The sequence below is a fragment of the Micromonospora sp. NPDC047740 genome (assembly GCF_043204735.1).
Classification (GTDB): domain Bacteria; phylum Actinomycetota; class Actinomycetes; order Mycobacteriales; family Micromonosporaceae; genus Micromonospora.
In genome coordinates this window covers 29,891-52,167 of sequence record NZ_JBIDCT010000033.1, presented here as the reverse complement: position 1 = coordinate 52,167, position 22,277 = coordinate 29,891, and the positions used below count along the sequence as shown (strand labels likewise).

General features: G+C 71.0%; 21 protein-coding genes. 15 read left to right on the top strand and 6 right to left on the bottom strand.

All coding sequences use genetic code 11. The features are described 5' to 3' along the window. The coding region (locus ACGF4F_RS35710; RefSeq protein ID WP_393084722.1) for a hypothetical protein at positions 1 to 794 on the bottom strand (794 nt) is incomplete at its 3' end. A 490-nt stretch (positions 795 to 1,284) separates the two neighbouring features. Here ACGF4F_RS35710 and ACGF4F_RS35705 point away from each other — a divergent pair. The 9 genes from ACGF4F_RS35705 to ACGF4F_RS35665 all read left to right on the top strand — a co-directional run bounded on the left by ACGF4F_RS35705 (position 1,285) and on the right by ACGF4F_RS35665 (position 11,281). Then, positions 1,285 to 1,965 carry a VTT domain-containing protein gene (locus ACGF4F_RS35705; RefSeq protein ID WP_357443096.1) on the top strand — a complete coding sequence of 227 codons (681 nt, stop codon included), beginning with the start codon at positions 1,285 to 1,287 and terminating at the stop codon, positions 1,963 to 1,965. Positions 1,966 to 1,975: 10 nt separating this feature from the next. Next, complete coding sequence (locus ACGF4F_RS35700) at positions 1,976 to 2,416, top strand: OsmC family protein (protein WP_393084719.1); 441 nt, start codon at positions 1,976 to 1,978, stop codon at positions 2,414 to 2,416. Positions 2,417 to 2,691: 275 nt separating this feature from the next. Further along, positions 2,692 to 3,606 carry a cation diffusion facilitator family transporter gene (locus tag ACGF4F_RS35695; protein ID WP_393084716.1) on the top strand — a complete coding sequence of 305 codons (915 nt, stop codon included), beginning with the start codon at positions 2,692 to 2,694 and terminating at the stop codon, positions 3,604 to 3,606. Between the two features lie 136 nt (positions 3,607 to 3,742). After that, positions 3,743 to 4,168, top strand: a complete 426-nt coding sequence (locus ACGF4F_RS35690; protein WP_393084713.1) for a molybdopterin-binding protein — start codon at positions 3,743 to 3,745, stop codon at positions 4,166 to 4,168. Positions 4,169 to 4,179: 11 nt separating this feature from the next. Continuing rightward, a complete protein-coding gene (gene modA / locus ACGF4F_RS35685; RefSeq protein ID WP_393084730.1) occupies positions 4,180 to 4,965 on the top strand; it encodes a molybdate ABC transporter substrate-binding protein in 786 nt (261 codons plus the stop codon). 17 nt (positions 4,966 to 4,982) lie between these two features. After that, positions 4,983 to 5,807, top strand: coding sequence for an ABC transporter permease (locus tag ACGF4F_RS35680; RefSeq protein WP_357443320.1), 825 nt, complete (start codon positions 4,983 to 4,985; stop codon positions 5,805 to 5,807). Then, positions 5,804 to 6,907, top strand: a complete 1,104-nt coding sequence (locus tag ACGF4F_RS35675; RefSeq protein WP_357443107.1) for an ABC transporter ATP-binding protein — start codon at positions 5,804 to 5,806, stop codon at positions 6,905 to 6,907. Before ACGF4F_RS35680 ends, ACGF4F_RS35675 begins: the two co-directional genes overlap by 4 nt. Positions 6,908 to 7,133: 226 nt before the next feature. Continuing rightward, a complete protein-coding gene (locus ACGF4F_RS35670; protein ID WP_357443110.1) occupies positions 7,134 to 9,362 on the top strand; it encodes a discoidin domain-containing protein in 2,229 nt (742 codons plus the stop codon). Positions 9,363 to 9,646: 284 nt separating this feature from the next. After that, positions 9,647 to 11,281: a hypothetical protein gene (locus tag ACGF4F_RS35665; protein WP_393084709.1), complete on the top strand. Its 1,635-nt coding sequence runs from the start codon at positions 9,647 to 9,649 to the stop codon at positions 11,279 to 11,281. Positions 11,282 to 11,472: 191 nt separating this feature from the next. Here ACGF4F_RS35665 and ACGF4F_RS35660 read toward each other — a convergent pair whose 3' ends face one another. After that, positions 11,473 to 12,516 (bottom strand): NAD(P)-dependent alcohol dehydrogenase, encoded by a 1,044-nt coding sequence (locus ACGF4F_RS35660; protein WP_357443322.1) that lies wholly within the window; start codon positions 12,514 to 12,516, stop codon positions 11,473 to 11,475. A 292-nt stretch (positions 12,517 to 12,808) separates the two neighbouring features. Next, on the bottom strand, positions 12,809 to 13,699 hold the full coding sequence (locus ACGF4F_RS35655) for a helix-turn-helix transcriptional regulator (protein WP_357443116.1): 891 nt from the start codon (positions 13,697 to 13,699) through the stop codon (positions 12,809 to 12,811). Positions 13,700 to 13,958: 259 nt separating this feature from the next. Between ACGF4F_RS35655 and ACGF4F_RS35650 the strand changes: the two genes are divergently transcribed. The 3 genes from ACGF4F_RS35650 (at position 13,959) to ACGF4F_RS35640 (ending at position 15,873) form a co-directional block, all read left to right on the top strand. Further along, a complete protein-coding gene (locus ACGF4F_RS35650) occupies positions 13,959 to 14,981 on the top strand; it encodes a zinc-dependent alcohol dehydrogenase family protein (RefSeq protein ID WP_357443119.1) in 1,023 nt (340 codons plus the stop codon). Positions 14,982 to 15,068: 87 nt separating this feature from the next. Beyond that, a complete protein-coding gene (locus tag ACGF4F_RS35645) occupies positions 15,069 to 15,479 on the top strand; it encodes a cupin domain-containing protein (protein ID WP_357443122.1) in 411 nt (136 codons plus the stop codon). A 70-nt stretch (positions 15,480 to 15,549) separates the two neighbouring features. Beyond that, positions 15,550 to 15,873 carry a carboxymuconolactone decarboxylase family protein gene (locus ACGF4F_RS35640; protein WP_357443125.1) on the top strand — a complete coding sequence of 108 codons (324 nt, stop codon included), beginning with the start codon at positions 15,550 to 15,552 and terminating at the stop codon, positions 15,871 to 15,873. A 23-nt stretch (positions 15,874 to 15,896) separates the two neighbouring features. Here ACGF4F_RS35640 and ACGF4F_RS35635 read toward each other — a convergent pair whose 3' ends face one another. Genes ACGF4F_RS35635 through ACGF4F_RS35625 form a run of 3 tightly spaced genes read right to left on the bottom strand, consistent with a single transcriptional unit; the run spans position 15,897 to position 19,085 of the window. Further along, on the bottom strand, positions 15,897 to 17,636 hold the full coding sequence (locus ACGF4F_RS35635; RefSeq protein ID WP_393084704.1) for a multicopper oxidase family protein: 1,740 nt from the start codon (positions 17,634 to 17,636) through the stop codon (positions 15,897 to 15,899). Further along, entirely contained in the window at positions 17,633 to 18,085 is a 453-nt protein-coding gene (locus ACGF4F_RS35630; protein ID WP_357443131.1) for a DUF6220 domain-containing protein, read from the bottom strand. The genes ACGF4F_RS35635 and ACGF4F_RS35630 overlap by 4 nt, the downstream gene beginning before the upstream one ends. 10 nt (positions 18,086 to 18,095) lie before the next feature. Beyond that, on the bottom strand, positions 18,096 to 19,085 hold the full coding sequence (locus tag ACGF4F_RS35625) for a carboxymuconolactone decarboxylase family protein (RefSeq protein WP_393084701.1): 990 nt from the start codon (positions 19,083 to 19,085) through the stop codon (positions 18,096 to 18,098). A 143-nt stretch (positions 19,086 to 19,228) separates the two neighbouring features. On the opposite strand from ACGF4F_RS35625, the gene ACGF4F_RS35620 reads away from it, so the two are divergent. The 3 genes from ACGF4F_RS35620 to ACGF4F_RS35610 all read left to right on the top strand — a co-directional run bounded on the left by ACGF4F_RS35620 (position 19,229) and on the right by ACGF4F_RS35610 (position 22,246). Then, the gene (locus ACGF4F_RS35620; RefSeq protein ID WP_393084698.1) at positions 19,229 to 20,365 is read left to right on the top strand and encodes a sensor histidine kinase; all 1,137 of its coding nucleotides are present in this window, start codon (positions 19,229 to 19,231) and stop codon (positions 20,363 to 20,365) included. A 76-nt stretch (positions 20,366 to 20,441) separates the two neighbouring features. Further along, positions 20,442 to 21,104, top strand: coding sequence for a response regulator transcription factor (locus ACGF4F_RS35615; protein ID WP_357443138.1), 663 nt, complete (start codon positions 20,442 to 20,444; stop codon positions 21,102 to 21,104). 89 nt (positions 21,105 to 21,193) lie between these two features. Next, positions 21,194 to 22,246 carry an FAD-dependent oxidoreductase gene (locus ACGF4F_RS35610; protein WP_357443141.1) on the top strand — a complete coding sequence of 351 codons (1,053 nt, stop codon included), beginning with the start codon at positions 21,194 to 21,196 and terminating at the stop codon, positions 22,244 to 22,246. Positions 22,247 to 22,277: the final 31 nt, after the last annotated feature.

Genomic DNA, 22,277 nt, shown 5'->3' with positions numbered 1-22,277 from the left:
AGGGTCGGCAGGTGCAGCACCGCCACGGCGGGAACCGTAGGCGGCAACGTGATCCGGCACGCCACCCACGTCCAGTCCCGATACCCTCGCGGATCTGGGCGGGTGGGCAGTTGCAGCCGCAGCAGTGCTCTTGCCGGGTCGGTGTCGCTGCGTTCGATGGTGGCCTGCTGCTGGTCACACGCGGCCAACAGCAACATCCGCGGAATTCTCGGGGCGCCTTCGAGTTCGAACACGTCCACCGGCAGCCGGCCGTTGGCCTTGGCGAACGTGATGGCCTGCCGGGTCCGGGACTTGATGATGCTGGACGGCAGATGCTCTCCGCCTGGGATCGAGGCTCGCACCTGATCCCACTCGGCGGGGGTGCGCTTGCGCGGATCGGCCGGCCACGTCGCCAGGACCCCGCCGGTCACCTCGGCACGCCACGACGCCGAACGAAGCGCACGCCCCGCCTGCTCCTGCGCCATCCGCACGACCCGGTCATTGACCCGCACACCCCCAGGCGGGGTGGCGGTCCAGCCCAGACGTCGCAACGCCATCCACGCGTTCGACGGCAACCGCCGTCCACCCGCATCCACCCCGCCGGCCAGTACCTCCACATCCACGCGGTTCCAGTGCTCGCCGATCAGCGCGGCCACCATGCCCGCCACCAGGTCGGCACACCAACCCACCCGCCGCGCCAACACCGCCTGAGACAGCACCTCACCGGTTGCCTCGTCCACCCCGGCGCGCAGCACACCGCGGGCACACGCGGTGCGGGCGGCCTCACCCTCGGCCAGCCGCAGCTTCCCGCTCACCGACTCAACGCCGGCCCACAAAACCGGCCCTCACCGCCGACCCACGCCACCGGAACCCTCCCCGAGCCAACCCAAACGTGATGCGCCACGGGGTGAACACCGACACGCTTCCCGGCCTTGGAAAGCCGAAAACGTTCCACACAGGCCAACCTATGATCACTGATCATCGATAATCAAGTCGGTCAGCCTGACGGCCCAATCCGGTACCCGGTTCCGGCTCCTCCAGTGCCGTCGACAGCTCGATGAGCAGGGCTAGCGCCACTCCCTGCTCGACGGCCGGTGCGCCGTCGCCGTGGCGGCGCAGTCCCGAGTTCAGGGCCCGGAAGGCGGCTCGGTCATCGTGGCGCCAGTGGCGGGTCCTACCGCGGCTATGCATGAGTGAGACGGTGCCGGCGCGGTCCGCGGTATTCGATGGACTGGCCGCCCAGCAGCCACCGCGATGTCAGGCCGATGTTCGGCGGGGGATGCCTTTCCCGTCGAATCTGGCTACGTGTTCGACACGGTCGACGCGGCGCTGACCACGGTCGCGGGAAGTCCCTGGGTGCTGCTCGTCGTCGTGATTGTGGCAGCGGCAGATGCCCTCGTTCCGCTGGCTCCGAGCGAGAGCACGGTGATCGCTGTCGCCGTGGCGTCAGCCGCCAGCGGGCACCCACCGCTGGTCGCCGTCGTCGTCGCTGCGGCGCTCGGTGCGTACGGTGGTGATCGGCTGGCGTACGGGGTGGGCCGCTGGTGTGGGCCGGCGATGACTGCCCGCCTGCAGCGGCGCCGGCGAACTCGCGCCATGGCGGAGCTGGCACATCGCGTGATGCACCGGCGCGGTCGCATGCTTATCGTCTTCGGGCGCTACCTGCCCGGTGGGCGCTCGGCGACCGCTGTCACCGCCGGCCTGGTCGGGTACCCGTTGGGCCGGTTCCAACGGTTCACCGCGTTGGCGGTCACCATCTGGGCCGTCTGGGCGACGTTGCTGGGCTACGGCAGCGGCGCACTCTTCGGTAGTAATCCCACGCTGGGGCTCGCCCTCGCCTACACCGTCGCGGCTACGGTGGCCGTCGTCGCCGGGCTCGCCCGTCGCCTGGGCGGGTCCCCGGCGCCTGGCCGGTTAGGGCGTGTCCTGAGGACGGGGCGATCGACCGGCCGGGCCGGTGGCTCGGGGACCAGCAGGCCTGGGTAGCTTCCCTGTCATGAGTGAGGACACCTTCCGCTCGGTGGAGATCGAGCGCACCAGCGTCGGGCAGTACGTCGTGCGGAACGTCCGCGGTGGATTGATGTCGGTGGGCATGGGCCAGGATGCCAGCTTTACGCCGGTGGAACTCCTGCTGGCGGCGATCGGCGGCTGCACCGCGATCGACGTGGACCTCATCACCAGCCGCCGCGCCGAGCCGGCTCAGTTCTCGGTTGCGGTCACCGGCGACAAGATCCGGGACGAGGCGGGAGGCAACCGGATGCAGAACCTCACTGTCGAGTTCACCGTGACGTTCCCGGCTGGCGTGGACGGCGACAAGGCGCGTGAGGCGCTGCCCCGGTCGCTGCAGCAGTCGCACGATCGGCTCTGCACCGTCTCCCGTACCGTCGAACTCGGCACTCCCGTCTCGATCGTCGAGGCCGGTCCCACCGGGGACTGAGGTCTCCGGGCTACGGCCTCCACCAGCCGGTCGAGGGCCCGCCGGTCATGTTCCGGTACGGGAACCGGACTGACCTGGCGGCCTTCGACAGGCACATGAACACGTCCAACTTCTACCGCGTCGTCCGGGCGAGATCGTCAAACGCCTCGTCGCTCCGTGGACCGCGCACCTGATGACGATGCTGATGCAACTGGGAACGAAACCTATTTCATGGTTGCATACATTGCAATACGAGCATATATTGGCGACGTTGCCAAGGTGGAAGGGATGCGGACATGGGCGCGGGTCACGATCATGGGGGTGAGGCGATGCGGGCCGGTGCGCGGCACCGGAAACCGCTCTGGGCGGCGCTGGCCGTTCTGGCCACGTTCATGGTTGTGGAGGCGGTCGCAGCCTGGCTCACCGGCTCCCTCGCGCTGCTGTCGGACGCGGCGCACATGTTCACCGATGTCCTCGGGATCGCGCTGGCCGTCGCGGCCATCACCGCAGCAGGTCGGTCGTCCCACGGCATCCACCGCACGTTCGGTCTCTACCGGTTGGAGGTCCTCGCGGCCCTGGCCAACGCCGCCCTGCTGTTCGGGGTGGGGGTGTACGTGCTCGTCGAGGCGGTACGCCGGTTCGGCGACCCACCGCAGGTGCTGGTCGGGCCGATGTTGCTGGTCGCCATCGCCGGACTGATCGCCAACGTGGTGGCGTTCCTGCTGCTCCGGGCCGGCTCGAAGGAGAGCCTCAACGTACGCGGCGCATACCTCGAGGTACTGAGCGATCTCGTCGGCTCGGTCGGGGTGATTGTCGCCGCTGTCGTGATCGCCATGACCGGCTGGCTCTACGCGGACCTCGTCGTCGCGGTGGCGGTCGGCGTGTTCATCCTCCCGCGTACCTGGCAACTCGCCCGCGCCGCGCTGCGTGTGCTGGTGCAGGCGGCCCCGCCGCACATCGACGTCGCGGCGGTCCGGGCGAACCTGATCGACGTGCCCGGGGTGGCCGACGTGCATGACCTGCACGTGTGGACGCTGACCTCGGGCATGGACGTGGCCTCGGCGCACCTGAGCCTGCGTGCCGGCGCCGAGCTGGGGCCGGTGCTGGCGGCGGCGCGGGCCCGGCTGCACGACGGGTTCAGCATCGACCACTGCACCCTGCAGGTGGAACCGGCCACGGCGGAGAAGGTGTGCCACGGCGTTCAGTGGTGACCGGCCCTGCCTCGCTCGGCGAGATGCGTACGCAGCACAGCCACGCAGATGCGGCACCTGACACGCTATTGACGGCCGAAGATGCGGACGGATTAGCGGGTTTGGCCTGGCAGGTGCCGGACGTTAGGGTGCCTGTGTGACGGCATTTCGGATCGGTGAGGCAGCCGAACTGCTCGGGGTCAGCCCGGACACGGTCCGTCGTTGGATCGACGCCGGACGGTTGAGCGCGACCCGGGACGGCCACGGCCACCGGACGATCGACGGGGTCGAACTCGCCACGTTCGTCAGCGGCCAAGCCGGTGCGGCGGACGGTCGAGCCGACGCGTCGTCGGCGCGGAATCGGCTGCGGGGCATCGTCACCTCGGTGGTGAAGGACACCGTCATGGCGCAGGTAGACATCCAGGCCGGGCCGTTCCGGCTGGTGTCGCTGATGAGTCGCGAGGCCGTCGATCAGCTGGACCTGCAGGTCGGTTCGGTTGCGGTCGCAGTGATCAAGTCGACCACGGTGGTGGTGGAGAGATCCACCCCGGCCATGGCGAACAAGGGGAGGACCGCCACGTGACATCGCATCGCATGCGTACCCTGCTGACCGCACTGGCGGTGTCGGCGCTGGTCGCGGTGACCGGCTGCGGCGGCAACGACACGACTGGTGCACAGACCGGCACGAACGCCAGCGCGGGTGTCACCGGCACGGTGAACGTGTTCGCCGCGGCGTCCCTGACCGAGACGTTCACCAAACTCGGCAAAGACTTCGAGGCCGCACACCCCGGCACCACGGTGAAGTTCAACTTCGCCGGCAGTTCCGCGCTCGCAACGCAGATCAACCAGGGCGCGCCTGCGGACGTGTTCGCGTCCGCGGCGCCGACGAACATGAAGACGGTGACCGACGCCGGCAACGCCGACGGCACCCCGACCACATTCGTGAGGAACCAGCTCGTCATCGCCGTGCCAGCGGGCAACCCGCAGGGCGTCAAGGGCTTGGCCGACCTGACCAGGCCCGGGGTGAAGGTCGCCGTGTGCGCCGAGCAGGTTCCCTGCGGCGCCGCAGCGAAGAAGGCGCTCGACACCGGCGGGGTCAAGCTCACCCCGGTCACGCTGGAGCAGGACGTCAAGGCCGCGCTGTCGAAGGTGAAGCTCGGCGAGGTCGACGCCGCCCTGGTGTACCGCACCGACGCCAAGGCCGCCGCGGCCGACGTCGAGGGCATCGAGTTCCCCGAGTCGGCGGGAGCGGTCAACGACTACCCGATCGTCGCGCTGAAGGAGGCCAGGAACGCGGCCGGCGCGAAGGCGTTCGTCGCCTACGTGCTGTCCGACCAGGGGAAGGCGGTGCTGACCGAGGCCGGGTTCCAAGCCCCGTGACCGACACCGACGCCGTCGTGGCGGGCCGGCCCGAGAGCACGGCGTCCCGCCGCGGCACCCCGGGCCGGCAGGTGCCCGCCGCACTGCTGCTGCCCGCCGTACTCGGGCTGATGTTCCTTGTGCTCCCGCTTGCTGGGCTGCTGATCCGGGCGCCGTGGGCAACTCTGCCGCAGCGGCTGGCCGCACCCGGCGTGCTCACGGCCCTGCGGCTGTCCCTGCAGTGCGCCACCCTGGCGACGCTGCTGTGCCTCGCCCTCGGCGTCCCGCTCGCGTGGCTCCTCGCCCGGGTCGATTTCCCCGGCCGGCGGCTGGTCCGTGCGCTGGTCACCGTCCCGCTGGTGCTGCCGCCGGTCGTCGGTGGGGTGGCGCTGCTGCTGGTCTTCGGCCGCCGCGGCCTACTCGGCGGCTGGCTCGACAGCACGTTCGGCATCACGCTGCCGTTCACCACGACCGGCGTTGTGCTGGCCGAGGCATTCGTGGCGATGCCGTTCCTGATCATCGCCGTCGAGGGCGCGCTGCGCGGGGCCGACCGCCGGTACGAGGAGGCCGCCGCGACGCTCGGCGCCGGCCGGTGGACGACGTTCACCCACGTGACGCTGCCGCTGGTCGCGCCCGGGATCGCCGCCGGGGCCGTGCTCTGCTGGGCCCGCGCACTGGGTGAATTCGGTGCGACCATCACCTTCGCCGGCAACTATCCCGGCACCACGCAGACCATGCCACTCGCCGTTTACCTGGCCCTGGAGACCGACCTGGACGCCGCCATCGTGCTCAGCCTCATCCTGCTCACCGTCTCCGTGGCCATCCTCGCCGGGCTGCGCGACCGCTGGATCAACAGCACATGACCACCGTTCCCGAACCCGTCACGGCGACCCGGACACCGGTCGACGGCCCGATGCTCGACGCGCACCTGGTCGTCGACCGGGGCCCGTTCCGCCTCGAGGTCGCGCTGCGCATCGCCGCCGGGGAGGTCGTGGCGCTGCTCGGCCCCAACGGCGCGGGCAAGACGACCGCCCTGCGCGCCCTCGCCGGCCTGCAACCGCTCACCGACGGCCACCTGGCACTCGCCGGCGGCGACCTCGACCGCCCCGAGCGCCGGGTGTGGACGCCGCCCGAAGACCGCCCGATCGGCGTGGTGTTCCAGGACTACCTGCTCTTCCCGCACCTGACCGCCGTGGACAACGTCGCGTTCGGACTCCGCCGACGCGGCCTGGACCGCCGTGCGGCGCGTGCCCGGGCCGAGTCGTGGCTGGCCCGGGTCGGGCTTGCCGACCTCGCCCGCCGCAAACCCCGGCAGCTGTCCGGTGGGCAGGCGCAGCGGGTTGCGCTCGCCCGCGCCCTCGCCGTCGACCCGACCCTGCTGCTGCTCGACGAGCCCCTCGCCGCGCTCGACGCCCGTACCCGCCTGGACACCCGCGCCGAGCTGCACCGCCACCTCACCGCCCACCCCGGAGCGGCGCTGCTGGTCACCCACGACCCGCTCGACGCGCTCGTGCTTGCCGACCGGCTGGTCATCGTCGAGGACGGCAAGGTCGTGCAGGAGGGCGACGCCGCCGCGGTCACCGCCCGGCCCCGCACCGACTACGTCGCCCGCCTGGTCGGGCTCAACCTGTACCGCGGGCGGGCCGACGGCCATACCGTCCACCTCGGCGACGGGTTCACGCTCGCCTGTGCCGACCGGCTCGACGGCGACGCCTTCGTGGTCTTCCCGCCCACGGCCGTCGCGCTGCACCCCCAGCGGCCCGACGGCAGCGCCCGCAACACCTGGCCGGCCACGATCACCGGGATCCAGCGCCACGGCGACAACCTGCGCGTCCAACTCGCCGGACCGGTCACGGCCGCCGCCGACGTCACCCCGGCCGCCGCCGCCCACCTGCAGCTCACGCCGGGCCAGCAGGTGTGGGCCGCGGTCAAGGCCACCGAAACCCAGGCGTACCCAGCCTGACCTGCCCACCGAAGGACACTCGTGACCGCCGCCCCGGCAGCGTAGGTCATGCCCCGCACCTGGGAATCTGGCACGCCGCCCGGTCAAAGGTCCTTGACGGCATCGCTACCCATACGTTAAAGCTGTAAATATTTCAACGCTTGGATGAAGTGGCGATTCCTCGCGCCGTGCGGGGGAAAGTTCCAGTTCTGGGCGCTGCCGAGACATGCGACGAAGGGATCACGAGGTGTCACGCAGAGGGCTAGGCGTCGGCCTGGTCACAGCACTGTCCCTACTCGCGCTGTGTCCGGCCGAGGCATCCGTCGCCACGGGCGTGCCGGCAGGGGTGTCCGTGTATCTCACCGACCTCGACACCAACACCTACCTGTCGCGCCAATCCAGTGTGTCGTGGCATGGCGGGCGGGCCCCGGACGGACCGACGATCACCGTCGACAGCCAGCGGCGGTATCAGGAGATCACCGGCTTCGGGGCGTCGTTCACCGACTCCTCCGCCTGGCTCGTCGGCACCCGCCTCGACAACGAGCAGCGCGACGCGGTGATGCGCGACCTGTTCAGCGGCCAGGGCATCGGCTTGAGCTTCCTGCGCCAGCCGATGGGCTCCAGTGACTTCGCGGTGAACGGGAACTACTCGTACGACGACATGCCACCCGGCCAGACCGATCCGGCACTTGCGCATTTCTCCATCGACCACGACCGGGCATACATCATCCCGCTGCTCAAGCGGGCCCGGCAGCTCAACCCGAAGCTGACTGTGATGGCGTCGCCGTGGAGCCCGCCAGGCTGGATGAAGACCAGCGACTCGATGATCGGTGGGACGCTCAAGCCGGACGCCTATCAGCCGCTGGCCGACTACTTCGCGAAGTTCCTCGAAGCGTACGGGGAGGCGGGGGTTCCGGTCCGCTACATCACCCCGCAGAACGAGCCGCTCTACGTACCCTCGGGATATCCGGGTATGTCGCTCAGCGCGGAGCAGCAGAACAACCTGATCAAGAACTACCTCGGCCCGGCACTACGGGACCGCGATCTGGGCACAGAGATCCTTGGTTACGACCACAACTGGGATGTCGTCAGCTATCCGGAAACCATGTACGCCGACCCGGCCACGGCCGGGTTCGTCGCCGGCACAGCGTGGCACTGCTACGGCGGCGACGTGCGGGCTCAGGCCGTGTCGCACAACGACTATCCCAACAAGCCGGCATGGCACACGGAGTGTTCGGGCGGCACGTGGGAGGGCGACGAGCAGGCCGGTTTCGCCGGGGCGCTGGGCCTGATTATCAACAGCACCCGTGACTGGGCAAGGGGTGTCATCCGCTGGAACATGGCCCTGGATCAGAACAACGGACCGACCAACGGCGGTTGCCTGACCTGCCGCGGCGTGGTGACGGTCGCGCAGGACACGGCCGGCCACTGGTCGTACGCCAAGACGGTCGACTACTGGGCCCTCGGTCACGCCAGCAAGTTCGTGCGGCCGGGCGCCCGCCGGGTCGCGTCCAACTCCTTTGGGGCCGGTGACGTGCAGGACGTCGCCTTCGTCAATCCGGACGGCTCCACGGCGCTGGTCGCGTTCAACTCCGCGAACAGCCGAAAGACCTTCCGCGTGCAGTGGGGTAACAAGTGGTTCACCTACAGCCTTGCCGGCGGGGCGGCAGCCACGTTCACCTGGACCGGCACCCAGCCTGGCCCGGTGGACCCGGCCGCGATCGGCTCGGTCGACATCCCGCTCGAGAACCCGGACGGGACGCGAGCGTTGATCAGCTACGACTCCGGGATGCTGGCTCACCAGGCTCAGGTGCGGGTCGGCAACCAGTGGCTCGGCTACACGCTTCCCGCCGGAGCGTCGCTCACCGCTTCGACGACCGCGGTGCCGTTGTCCCGGGGCGCCTGGACGGTGTCGGCGTCAGCGAGCAATGCCACCGAACCAGCTGGTAATGCGATCGACGGCGACCCGGCAACGCGGTGGAGCACCGGCCGCGGCATGCAGCTCGGCGACTGGTTCCAGGTCGACCTCGGCTCGGCGCAGACGTTCAACCAGGTCGTCCTGGACACGACTGGTAGCAGCGGCGACTCCCCCCGGGGGTACGAACTCTTCGTGTCCAACGACGGCACGAACTGGGGCCAGCCGATCGCGACCGGACCGGGCAGCCCGGTGAACAAGATCCTCATTCCACAGGTCACGGGCCGCTACATCCGGGTGGTGAACCAGGGCGATGCCGGCAACTGGTGGTCGATCCACGAGCTGAACGTGCTCGGGCCGACCGGTTCGGCGAGCGTGGCGGCAGGCTCGGACAGTGGCGTTCAGCGCAAGACGGCCATGCTGCCCGACGGCACGCAGCTTCTCGTCGTGTACAACTCGCGCCGCTCGGTCGCCACGTTCGACGTGCCGTGGGGAGACACGACCTACGCCTACCGCCTGCCAGCCAGCGCCGCCGCGATCTTCACGACGCGCCGAGGCTGATCAGTTGGCGCTGTGCCGGCCGGCGCATCCCTGGCCGGCACAGCGAAGCGGCGCTTCGGGGGGATGCGGCAGGTCTCGGAACCGGGTCCGGATCGGCGCGGCGGCACCGACGCGGATCTGGTACATCACCTCGTCGGCGTCGGCGGCCGACGCCTCTGCGCGCTCCGCCGCGTCGGTCTCACCGACGCACGGCAGCCAGTGGGACAACGGGTTCGGTCGGAACGCTCTCCTGCACGACATGAGCGTGGGAGAGTCGGCGCAGAGCCTGACCCGAAGGAGGAGGAGTGCCGAGCCGTTGGCGCTTGTTGGCACTGCTCGGGGTCGCCGCCATCTTTCCGCTGGCCGAGTCCCTCGTGCTCGTGTTGATCGGGTTCCGGCAGGCGGAGGGATTGATCGGGCAGAGTTCGGCGGTCTGGCCGTACGACTCCTACCACGACATGCGCTGGCTGCTGGTCTACCACAATTCCTGGTGGGTGTTCGGGCTCGGCCTGGTGGGGGCGATCGTGCTGCGCGGGGCGCTGTCCGCGGTGCTGGTCGGCCTGTCCTGGCCGGCCGGGAAGCGCCGGCCATTACGGCGGACCCTGCTGCTGCGCAATCTCGGCGTGGCGGCGTTGACGGCCGCCATCGTCGCGCCGTTCGCCGCGCTCGCGGTGGCCGCGTCGGTGGTGTCGCTGTCCTGGGTTCTGTTCGCCTCGCTGATCCCCATGGTGATATTGGCCCCGTTCCTGCAGCGGATGTCGGTGGGTGCGGGCTGGTGGCGTGGCCTGCCGACGCTGGAGCTGTTCGGCTGGTCGTCGCTGAACTTCGTGGTCATCACCGTGGCCGGTGGCCTGGTATGGAGCGCGGCCGAGACGTGGACGCCGGTCGTCGCCGTGGCCGTCGGGATGGTCAACGGCCTGCTGTGGAACCGGACCGTGCGGGCGGCCGTGCTGCCCTCCCACGTACGGTTGCGGCGGGTGCCGGTGGTACCGATCGTCGTGGTGCTGGTGCTGCTCGTCCCGCTGGCGGCGCAGGTGCTGACCCGGAGCCACAAGCAGACGTACACCTTCTCGCCGCCGATCTTCAATCGGCCGTTGCCCGCCAACGTTCCCTATGCGGTGATCCTGCTCGCCGGGCACAATTCCGCGTACGACGGCCGAGCCGCCGCGGATCCGAACGTGGAGAGGTTCTCGTACGAGGGGCTGGACTCGGGCGGCCGTCCGCTGCCGTACCGGTCGACCGCCACCCACCGGTCGCTGACGTCCAGCGCCCAGTTGCTCGCCGCGCAGGTCGAAGCGGTACACCGACGGTCCGGCCGGCCGATCGCCCTGATGGGGGAGAGTGAGGGGGCGATGGTGGCCCGCACCTACCTGCGGGACCGGCCGGAGTCACCGGTGACGGCGCTGATGATGTTCAGTCCGCTGGTGCGTACCGGACGGGCGTACTATCCGCCGCCGAACGCCGGGTCGGGATACGGGGTGGCGACCGGTTGGCTGCTGCGGGGCATGTTCGCGCTCGGGAACGCGGGCACCGCAATCGACGTGTACCCGGATGAGCCGTTCATCCGTTCACTGCTGGAAGATGCGCCGTTCTATCGTTTTCAGCTCATGTGCCCGATTCCAGGTGTCCGGGTGATCGCCTTCCTGCCGACGGTTACCGCGGCCGAGTCGACACCGGGTCTGTTCACCAAGATTCCGGTGGTCGAGGTGCCGTCCTTCCACGCGGAGTTTCTTGGCCGGCAGATGGTCGAGGAGGAGGTGTTGGACTTCCTTGCCGGAGAGCATGTCAGCCGCGTCCGTGCCGAGTACGGCCTGCTTCAGCGGCTTGGGGCGGCCTGGCAGGCACCCCTTCTGACGGTGGACGCGAATCCGGTGTGGCGTCCCAAAGCGCCGCCTGGACCATCGTTCTCGTCGGGCCGGATCTGCGGTCCGGTCCGGTGAAGAACACCCTGGCGTCCGTCACCTGCCAGCGGCGCGAGTGCGTCCGGCCGGCGCATCCGGTGGCCAGGACGGCGGTGACCACGAGCGGGCCGGTCAGGCGTGGTGGTCGGTTTGCGGTCGAGGACAGTGGGTGCCGGGGGCTCCGCCCGGCCGCGGGGTCGGCCGGGCGGAGCCGGTCAGGGGACCTCGGCTCAGCCGAGGGTGGTGGTGTCGATGACGAATCGGTAGCGGACGTCGGAGCCGAGGACGCGGTCGTACGCGTCGTTGATCTTGTCAGCCGAGATGAGTTCGACGTCGGCGCCGATGTGGTGCTCGGCGCAGAAGTCGAGCATCTCCTGGGTCTCGCGGATGCCGCCGATCATCGAGCCGGCGTAGGAGCGGCGAGCGCCGATGAGGGAGAAGACGTTGAGGGTCAGCGGTTCGGCGGGGGCGCCGACGTTGACGAGGGTGCCGTCGACCGCGAGCAGGCCGAGGTAAGCGTCGACGTCGATGTGCGCGCTGACCGTGTTGATGATCAGGTCGAACCGGCCGGCGAGTTGCTGGAAGGTGTCCGGGTCGCTGGTGGCGTGGTAGTGGTCGGCACCCAGGCGTAGTCCGTCTTCCTGCTTCTTCAGCGACTGGGAAAGCACGGTCACCTCGGCGCCCAGGGCGTGGGCGATCTTGACGGCCAGGTGCCCCAGCCCGCCGAGGCCGACGACGGCGACCTTCTTGCCCGGGCCGGCGCCCCAGCGGCGCAGCGGCGAGTAGGTGGTGATGCCCGCACACAACAGCGGCGCGGCGGCCGTGAAGTCGATTCCCTCAGGCACCGACACGACGAAGTCGGCGTCGACCACGACGTGGGTGGCGTAGCCGCCCTGGGTGATGGTGCCGTCGCGGTCGACACCGCCGTAGGTCGGCACCATGCCGCCCCGGCAGTACTGCTCCTCGCCGTTGCGGCAGTTGATGCACTCCCGGCAGGCGTTCACCATGCAGCCGACCCCGACCCGGTCCCCGATCTGGTGGTGGGTGACCTCGGGGCCGACCTCGGTGACGATGCCGACGATCTCGTGGCCGGGCACCAGCGGGTAGGGCTGGGGCCCCCAGTCACCGCGAACGGTGTGGATGTCGGAGTGGCAGATGCCCGCGTACCTGATCTCGATGAGCACGTCGTTGGGGCCGACGTCGCGCCGCTCGACGATCGTGGGGGCCAGCGGCTCGGACGGGCTGGGTGCTGCGTAAGCGTGGACACGCATGATGTTGCTCCTGGTTCTTCGTGACAAGGATTGGCCGCGGGGCGGCCGGTTGCCCGTGCGGGTATCTGACGCAGGGCGTCAGGGTGCCGCGTCGCGCAGGATGGCTGCGTTCATCGCCACCCAGGAAACCTCGGCTGCGGCGCGCCGGGGAGTCTCTGCTGAAAGGTGTACTGACAGGCCACCCCACGGTGAGCCCGGGGAGGCAGGTCGGACCGTGGACAGATCCGCGAGTTGTCGCGGCGTGGCAAGATCGCCCCGGTACGGGCGGGCCAGGCAACCACAAAGCGAGAGAACATCACTCCGCGATAGCGGTTTGTGCGCCGGCGTCCGCTTCCTGTGAGGCGGCCCAGGACGCGAGCAGGCGCAGCGCGTCCTCGGATGGGGAGCCGGGCTCCGCGGTGAAGATGGTGAGAGTGAGGCCGGGCTCGGCGACCATTTCCAACCCTTCGTAGGCGAGGGTCAGGTCCCCGACGATGTGATGGCGGAAATGCTTGGCGCCGGTGCCGTGGTGCCGGACGTTGTGGGCTCCCCAGCGCTTCCGGAACTCGTCGCTGCAGGTGGAGAGTTCGCCCACGAGGTCGTGAAGATCCTTGTCGTGCGGGTCGCGGCCGGCTTCGGTGCGCAGGATGGCGACGCAGATGTCGGCGGCGACGTCCCAATCCGGGTAGAAGCGGTGCGCTTTCTCGTCGAGGAAGGTGAACCGTGCGAGGTTGGCGGGCCGCTGCGGATCTGCGTACACGTCGACGTAGAACGCGCGGGCGAGCCGGTTCGCGGCGAGCAGGTCCATGCGGCCGTTACGGACGAACGCGGGACCTTGGGTGACGGCGTCGAGGGCCCATTGCAGGCTGGGGCGTGGGGACCACTGCCGTGCCGTCCGGCGCCGGGGCCGCATGAGGGCACTGCTGCCGTCCGCGGCTCGGGCGAGGTCGAGCAGGTGGGCCCGCTCCGCGTCGTCGAGCTGGAGCGCCCGTGCGATGGCGTTCAGCACGCCAGGCGATACCCCGGCGAGCGAGCCCCGTTCGAGCTTCGAGTAGTACTCGATGCTCACCCCGGCCAGCGACGCGACTTCGCTGCGGCGTAGTCCCGGAACCCGCCGGTTGGGGCCGGCGGGCAGACCGGCCTGCTCCGGGCTGATCTTGGCACGTCGCGAGACGAGGAACTCGCGGACCTCTGAGCGGTTGTCCACGTCTCGACCGTACGTGTCGCGGCTGGCCGGTGGGGTGCCCTGTCAGTACACCTTCCAGGAGAAACTCCCTGAGCGGGCGCTGCCGGGGTTTGCTGGGTGGCGATGAACGCAACGACCGGCCGCGCCCAGGGGGAGTGACTGTCGTCGTCCTCGGCGGGGTCGTACGCCCGGCTCCCCGGCATCATCGCGGCCTGCCCGGGTAGGACGCGGAAGCTGGCAGGTCGGGTCGCGGCCGGTCCTTTGGGAGGAAGAAGAACCTATGCGTGGTGTCGTCATGCACGCCCCCGGCGACGTCCGGGTGGAAACGCGGGAGGATCCCCGGATCCTGCTCCCGACCGACGCGATCATTCGGCTGTCCGCGACCTGTGTCTGCGGTTCGGACCTGTGGCCGTATCGGGGCGTTGAAGTGTCGAAGGGGCCGTCGCCGATGGGCCACGAGTACGTCGGCGTCGTCGAGGAGGTCGGCAGCGAGGTCAAGAACATCAAGCCGGGCCAGTTCGTGGTCGGCTCCTTCTTCGCCTCCGACAACACCTGCCCGATCTGCCAGGCCGGCTACCAGAGTTCATGCATCCACCGAGAGCCGGTGGGCGGACTCGGCGCCCAGGCCGAGTACCTGCGTGTCCCGCTGGCGGACGGCACCCTGGTCGCCACGCCCGACACTCCCTCGGACGACCTGATTCCGGGCCTTCTCGCCGCCTCCGACGTGCTCGGCACGGGCTGGTTCGGCGCCGTCGCCGCGGAGGTGGGCCCGGGCAAGACCGTCGCAGTGGTCGGCGACGGGGCTGTCGGTCTGCTCGCCGTGCTGGCGGCCAAGCACTTCGGCGCGGAACGCATCATCGCGATGAGCCGGCACGAGCCTCGCCAGCGGCTCGCGGCACACTACGGCGCGACCCATGTCGTCACCGAGCGCGGCGATGAGGGCGTCGCGCGGATCAAGGAACTGACCGACGGGCTCGGCGCGCACTCGGTCATCGAGGCGGTCGGCACGCAGGAATCGATGATGCAGGCCATCCGTTCCACCCGTGCCGGCGGTCACGTCGGGTACGTCGGAGTGGCCCACGACGTCCAGCTGCCCGGCGACGAGCTGTTCTTCTCCCACGTGCACCTGCACGGCGGCCCCGCCCCGGTGCGCCGGTTCCTGCCCGAGCTGATCGCCCTGATCTGGAACCGGGAGATCGACCCCGGCAAGGTCTTCGACCTTACCCTCCCCCTTGAGCAGGCGGCCGAGGGGTACCAGGCCATGGACGAGCGTCGCGCCATCAAGGTCCTCCTCAACCCGTGACGACCTGCGTCGCCCCGGAGCGGGTGGCCACCGTGGCAGCGACAAGCCGCTGCATCCAGCGCAGGGCGTATCGCACAGGAGGACATCTTGGAGATCCTGACCAGACAGCCGTCGGTCAAGGGACCGGCCGACTGGTTCACCGGGGACGTCTGGTTCGACCAGATCGTTCCCATGACCGGCCCGCACATCGGCCGCTGCAACGCCGTGCACTTCGCCCCCGGCGCCCGCACCGCCTGGCACCGGCACGCCAACGGGCAGCTGCTGCACGTCACCGAAGGCATCGGGCTGACCCAGTCACGCGGCGGCGAGGTCGTCGTCATTCGCCCGGGCGACACCGTCTGGTGTCCGCCTGGTGAGTGGCACTGGCATGGCGCCACCCCTGACCACTTCATGACCCACCTGGCCATCTGGGACGGCCTCACCCCCGGGCAGGACGGGCCGGAAACGCAATGGGGCGAGCACGTGACAGACGACGAGTACCGCCGGCAGCCCGCGTGACCACCAGCCGGCGGCTGCGTCGTCCCGCGGCCGCCGGCCCACCCCGCCGAACAACAGGAGGAGTACGGACATGTCCGGGACCACTCAGCAGAGCCCCGCTCGGAAGATGCTCGGAGACTTCGCGCCCAAGCTCGTCTCGCTCACCGACGACGTGCTCTTCGCCGACGTCTGGGAACGCGCCGACCTCGCGCCCCGCGACCGCAGCCTGATCACCATCGCGGCCCTGGTCGCGGGTGGCAACAGCGAACAGTTGCCGTTCCACCTCAACCTCGGCAAGCAGAACGGCCTCACGCAGGCCGAGATCGTCGAGGCCATCACCCACCTGGCGTTCTACACCGGGTGGCCGCAGGCCATGTCCGCCATCTCGGTGGCCCGGCAGACCTTCGAGGGCTGACCGGAGTGCCAGCCGGCTCACCTTCACCCGTACATCAGGTGCAGCGTCATTCCGGCGTCGGCGTGTGCCAGGTTGTGGCAGTGGTTGGCCCACATTCCGGGGTTGTCGGCTGGGAACGCCACCTCCCAGACGTCGCCGGGGCGTACGTCGAACGAGTCCAGCCACAGGGGACTCCCGGTCGCCGGCTCTCCGTTGCGGGACAGCACCAGGACGTGATGGCCGTGCAGATGCCATGGGTGCACCACCAGTGACCGGTTCACGATCGTGAACTTGACGATGTCGCCGGGGCGTACGACCTGGGGCGGGATGTCCGGACCGGCCGCACCGTTGACGGTGTGGGCGTACCGCGGAAGCAGTCCGTGCAGGTCGAGGCCGCGGTCGAGGACCAGGGTGAACTCCTTGTCGAACCGGGACCACGGCCTCGGGGCACCGGCGCCGTAGGTGAGCGGCTCCAGCACCGGCCACGCGCCGGTCGCCGCGGACACCGGCCCGGTCGAGTAGACCGCCCGTCCGTCGACGAACAGCGCCACCGGCGTGGCGGGCGCGGTGAACGCCAGGTCGTAGCGGCCTCCGGCCGGGATCAGCACGGCGGTGTCCACGAGCGGGGTCGGGCCCTGCAGGTCGGATCCGTCGATCGCGGCGACCCGGAACGGGGTTCCGGCCAGGGCGTAGCGGTGCGTCGTGCTGTCGGTGTTGATCAGCCGCAGCCGTACGGGCGTCCCCGCCTCGACCGGTTCCGTTCGCGGTGCGGGCAGCGGAAGGCCGGAAAGGGTGTGCACCGGCACCGTGACGTCGGCGCCGGTCGCCGGCGCCGGGCGCACCACCAGGACCCCGTAGAGCCCCGTCCGCACACCGACGTCGGACACCGAGTGCGTGTGGTACCAGTACGTCCCGGCCTGGTCGGCGCGGAACCGGTAGACGAACTCCTGTCCGGGCAGCACCGCCGCCTGCGTCACGCCGGGCACCCCGTCCTGGCTGTTCGGCACGTCGTAGCCGTGCCAGTGCAGCGTGACACCCCGCGCGATGTCCCGGTTGCGGAGCGTCACCTCCAGGACGTCGCCGACGGCGGCGGTCAACTCCGGCCCGGGGACCTGCCCGTTGAATGTCCACGCCGCGACGTCACGGCCGCTCACGCTCACCGTGGCGGTCCCGGCCGTCAGGGTGAACCGCCTGGTCGGTTCGCCCACGGTCCGCGCATCTCCAACTCGGTGATCATGTGATACGGCGGGAGCAGCTCCCGGTACGGCTGCCAGCCCGGTTCCGGTCACCAGCGCCGCGACCGCCACCGCGACGGCCGCCCTGGACACCGTCTGCGACGGGCGCGCGCCGAGGACGCGCCACGTGACCGCGGTCGCCGCGACGACCCCGGCGACCGCGAGCAGGCCCGCGCCCGCCGACGCGGGATAGCCGTGCAGGACCGTCACGAGCAGGGCACCGCTGTCGGCGTACCCGGCGAAGAGGAGCGGGACCGCGACGGACCGGATGTCGCCCGGGGCCCGCAGCAGCCGCGGCCCGGCGACGACCACCGCCGCGAGCGACAGTGGGGCGGCGATGAGGACCTTCTCCGCCGCGAACCACCAGCCGGCGCGGGCGAGCGCGGTGATCGTGATCGCGCGGGCGACCGTGGCGAGCAGCGCGACGGCGGCCAGCGCCAGTGCGAGCCGGCGGCGCCGGGCGGCCGACGCGGCACCTCCGGTCAGCCAGCCGGCGGCCGCGAGCAGCGCGATCACCAGGTCGGCCGCGAGCAGCGAGCCGACGGTCATGCCGGCTCCCCTTCCCGGACGGTCAGGCGGGCGGCGGGGGCCGGCACCGGGCTGGCCAGCTTGCGCGCTGCCCGGAGGACGTTGACCACGACGTGCACCGCGACGATTCCGTTGACCGCGTGCAGCCCGGCGATGGCCAGGCCGAACGGCGTGCTGGCGCCCGCGGCGTCGGTGAAGGCGTTCGCGAGCATGGCGAGGAGCGCCTGCAGGACGACGAGGCCGAGCGGCAGGACGGCCAGTCCGACGAGCCGGCCCGGCGCCTTCGCCAGTACGGCGAACAGGATGGTGAGCAGGGTGAGGACGGGTATGACCGCCATCCCGGTGACGCTGTGCAGCGCATACGCGCCGTCGCCCGCGGGTTTGGTGAACGCGCCGACGGCGGCGAAGACGAACTGCAGGGCGAACGCGACGAGCAACAGAATGCTGACGACGACCAAGGCCTTGCGCATGGGTGACCTCCTAGAGTTGAGCCGGGGACAGTGCCCGGGCGACGTGGTCGGTGGCCGTGATCGCGCCGTAGGCGACCAGCCGTACGAGGTCGGCGTCGTCCGGATGGGACAGCCGCCAGAGGGCGACATCGCCCGAGCGGATCGCGCTGGGCGCGAACGCCGCCAGCAGGGCGATCCGCGTCGCGACGCGGTCCGCGCCGGGCACGTCCCGGACCAGATCGGTGGCCCACTCCGCGGGCCGGGCCGGGTGCCGGCCGTCCTCCCAGCTCACGGTGGCGGTGACGGTCCGGCGCGCCACGTCGCCCAGCAGGTCTCCGCCCCGCATGGCGGCGTTCCGCAACGACGCGTACGCGACGCCGACCGGGCTGTCCTCGGCCCACGCCGGTGGCGATGCCGCGCTGGCGCCGAGGAGCGGCAGGCTGTGGCCGGGCTCTTTCGGCTCCCGGGCCGTCCTCGCGTAGAGCCGGCCCCCGGCTGACCGCACCACACGGGAGCGCTGCAGGCCGCCGGGCAGCAGATCCGGATCGAGCAGCGCCGAGACGATCCGGTTGATGAAGTGGAAGGCGAGCAGGGTGCCGGTGACCTCAGGGCGGTACGGGCTGGTCCACTCACCGGCGCTGGGGCTGCGGCTGGCCTCGGCCCAGCCGACCAGCGCGGCCTGCCGCGGCTCCGGTGGCGTCCCGCCCCGGGCGATGACCTCGGCCAGCTCGTGCTCGCCCAGCGCGTGCAACAGCATCACGTGGGCGTCGACGCAGAATCGGCAGCGGTTGGCCCGGGACACCGCCGACGCGACGAGTTCGCGGTCGACCCGGGACGCGTCTCCGGCGAGCAGGGCCTCGCGCATCAGCGCCCAGGTCGCGGCCAGCACCTCCGGCACCGCCGAGAGCGCCTGGAAGGTGGGCGCCGGACCGAGGAACTCGTCCCGCAGCTGCCGGTAGACGTCCGCGGTGAGACCGGTCGCAGCGCCAGCTGGAGCGGGGGTGAAGAAGCGGTATGTCATGGACTCGATGCTTGCGGCGGCGGGCCGGGAAAGCGTCGTGCCGCCGCAGGCACTTGCCCGGGCGCCGATACCGCGTCCGCAGTACGCCGCATCTACCGCAGGCGCGGGATGCTCCCTGATGGCGACCGTTCTACAGTGCGATCATGCGCCGCGATCTGCCGTACGCCCTCAGCGGCCTCGCCCTCGGCATCCTCCTGCTCGGCAACGCCGCGCTCGCGCCGGACGCCGCACCGGTGCGGGCGATCGATGTCGCCCTGGTCCTGGTCATGGCGGCGGCCCTGGCGGCGTGCCGGCGGTACCCGGTGGTGGCGTTGAGCGTGGTAACCGCCGCCATGCTGGCCCTCCACGTCCGGGTGCATCCCGGGGTGTCCGCCGCGTTCCCCGTCCTCGGTGCGGTCTACGTCGCCGCCTGGCGGGGGCACCGATCGGCCACCGCCCTGGCCAGCCTCGTCTTCCTCGGCGGCTTCCTGGCCCGCGACGTCTCGGTCGCGCCCGCCGGCCGTCCCGGCCAGCTGATCGCCGAGCGGACCGCCCTGCTGCTGGGCTGGTTCGTGGCGGCCAACGTCGCCGGGCTCGTCTCGCGGCAGCGCCGGGCGTACCTGGAGCAGGTCGAGCAGCGGGCGGTCGAGGCCGAACGCACCCGCGAGGAGATGGCGCTGCGCCGCGCCGGGGAGGAGCGCCTGCGTATCGCCCGGGACCTGCACGACTCGCTGACCCACAGCATCTCCGTGATCAAGGTGCAGGCCGGGATCGCCGTACACCTGGCCCGCAAGCACGGCGCGGAACCGTCGGCCGCGCTGCTGGCGATCCAGGAGGCCAGCGGCGCCGCGATGCGGGAACTGCGGGCGACGCTGGACGTCCTGCGTTCACCCTCCGACGGGGACGGGGACGGGGTCGGGCTGGCCCGGGTGGGCGAGCTCGCCGAGCGGACCCGGGCGGCGGGCGTACCGGTGCAGGTGTCCGTCACCGGTCAGCCCCGGAACCTGCCCGCCGACGTCGACCAGGCCGGCTATCGCGTCGTCCAGGAGGCCCTGACCAACGTCGCCCGCCACGCCGGCCCCGCCACCGCCCAGGTCCACGTGGAGTACGCCCCGGCACAGCTGACCGTCTCCGTGACCGACGACGGCCAGGCCTCGCCGGTCCGGCCGGTGACACCCGGTGTGGGCCTGCGCGGCATGCGGGAACGGGTCACCGGACTGGGCGGCACGCTGCACACCGCCGCCCGCGACGGCGGCGGGTTCGGGGTGCAGGCCACGTTCCCGCTGGAGGAGCCGGCATGACCGAGCGCTTGCGCGAGGTCGAAGCAGCTCAGTCCGCCACGGATCGTGGCGGCTCCGACCGCAGGGAGGAGCCGGCATGATCCGGGTGCTGCTCGCCGACGACCAGGCGCTGATGCGGGCCGGATTTCGGGCGTTGCTCGACGCCGAGGACGACCTGGCGGTCGTCGGCGAGGCCGCCGACGGCGCCTCGGCTGTCGAGCTGTCGCGACGCCTGCGACCGGACGTCGTGCTGATGGACGTGCAGATGCCGGGACTCGACGGCATCGAAGCCACCCGGCGCATCGCCGTCGATCCCGACCTCGCCGCGGTCCGCGTCCTCATCCTCACCAACTACGGGCTCGACTCCCACGTCTTCGCCGCACTCCGCGCGGGCGCCAGCGGATTCCTCCTCAAGGACGCCGACCCCGCCGACCTGCTGCAGGCCGTCGCCGTCGTGGCGCGCGGCGACGCGCTGCTCGCCCCGGCGATCACGCGTACGCTCATCAGCGAGTTCGTCGCCAGCCCACCGCCGGCTGACCCGGCGGCCGGACGCGACGTGCTGACCGCCCGCGAGCAGGAGATCGTCGAGCTCGTCGCCCGGGGGCTGAACAACGACGAGATCGCCGAGCGCATGGTGATCAGCCCGTTGACCGCCAAGACACACGTCAACCGGGCGATGACGAAGCTGCACTGCCGCGACCGTGCCCAGCTGGTCGTGTGGGCGTACGAGTCGGGTCTGATCACACCGCGTCGCCGGTGACACCGCCTCGCCGTGCGCGGACGACAGCGGCGGTGTGACATCCATCGCCCACGGGAAGGGCCGGGTGAGCCTCGGGCGTTGTCCGGCACATGCCGGAGACGGATGTGGTGGTTGTCGGGGCTGGACAGGCGGGGCTGTCCAGCGCGTACCACCTGCGCTCCGCGGGGCTTGACTTCGCCCTCCTGGACGGCAACGCGGCACCGGGCGGGGCCTGGCAACACCGGTGGCCGACGCTGCGCATGGCGACCGTGCACGGGATCTTCGACCTGCCCGGCATGCGCTTCACGCCTCCGCCGCCGGACGAACCAGCCGCCGACGCGGTGCCGGCCTACTTCGCCGCCTTTGAGCGGGAATTCGGCATCGACGCGCAGCGGCCGGTCGCCGTCACGGCCGTCCGGAACGCCCGCGACGGACGACTCCTCGTCGAATCGGACAACGGCACCTGGACCACCCGGGCACTGATCAACGCCACCGGAACCTGGACCCGGCCGTTCGTGCCGTACTACCCGGGACAGGAAACGTTCCGCGGGCGGCAGCTGCACACCGCCCACTACCGGGGGCCGGCGGAATTCGCCGGGAAGCGGGTGGTCGTCGTCGGGGGCGGAGCGTCGGCCGTGCAGCTCCTGGTCGAGATCGCCGACGTCGCGGCGACGACGACCTGGGTCACCCGCCGGCCGCCGGTGTTCCGGGACGGGCCGTTCACGCCGGACTACGGACGTGAGGTGGTCGCCAAGGTGGAGGCACGGGTACGGGCCGGCCTGCCCCCGGGAAGCATCGCCAGCGCGACCGAGCTGTCGTGGACACCGCAGCTGCGCGAAGCCCGGGAACGCGGTCTCCTCCGCCGTCTGCCGATGTTCGACCGTATCGTCCCCGATGGCGTCCAGTGGCGCGACGGCGCGGCGCAGGACGTGGACGTCATCCTCTGGTGCACCGGCTTCCGGCCGGCGCTCGACCACCTGGCCCCGCTGCGGCTGCGGGGGCCCCGTGGCGGCATCGTCGTGGACGGCACCCGGGTGGTCGCCGACCCCCGGATCCACCTGGTCGGCTACGGGCCGTCCGCGAGCACGGTCGGCGCGAACCGCGCCGGGCGGGCAGCGGTCCGCGAGCTGCGCGCGCTGCTGGCGGCACCCGCCCCGGCCTGACCGCAACGCGGCGGATCCATCAAGGACGCTG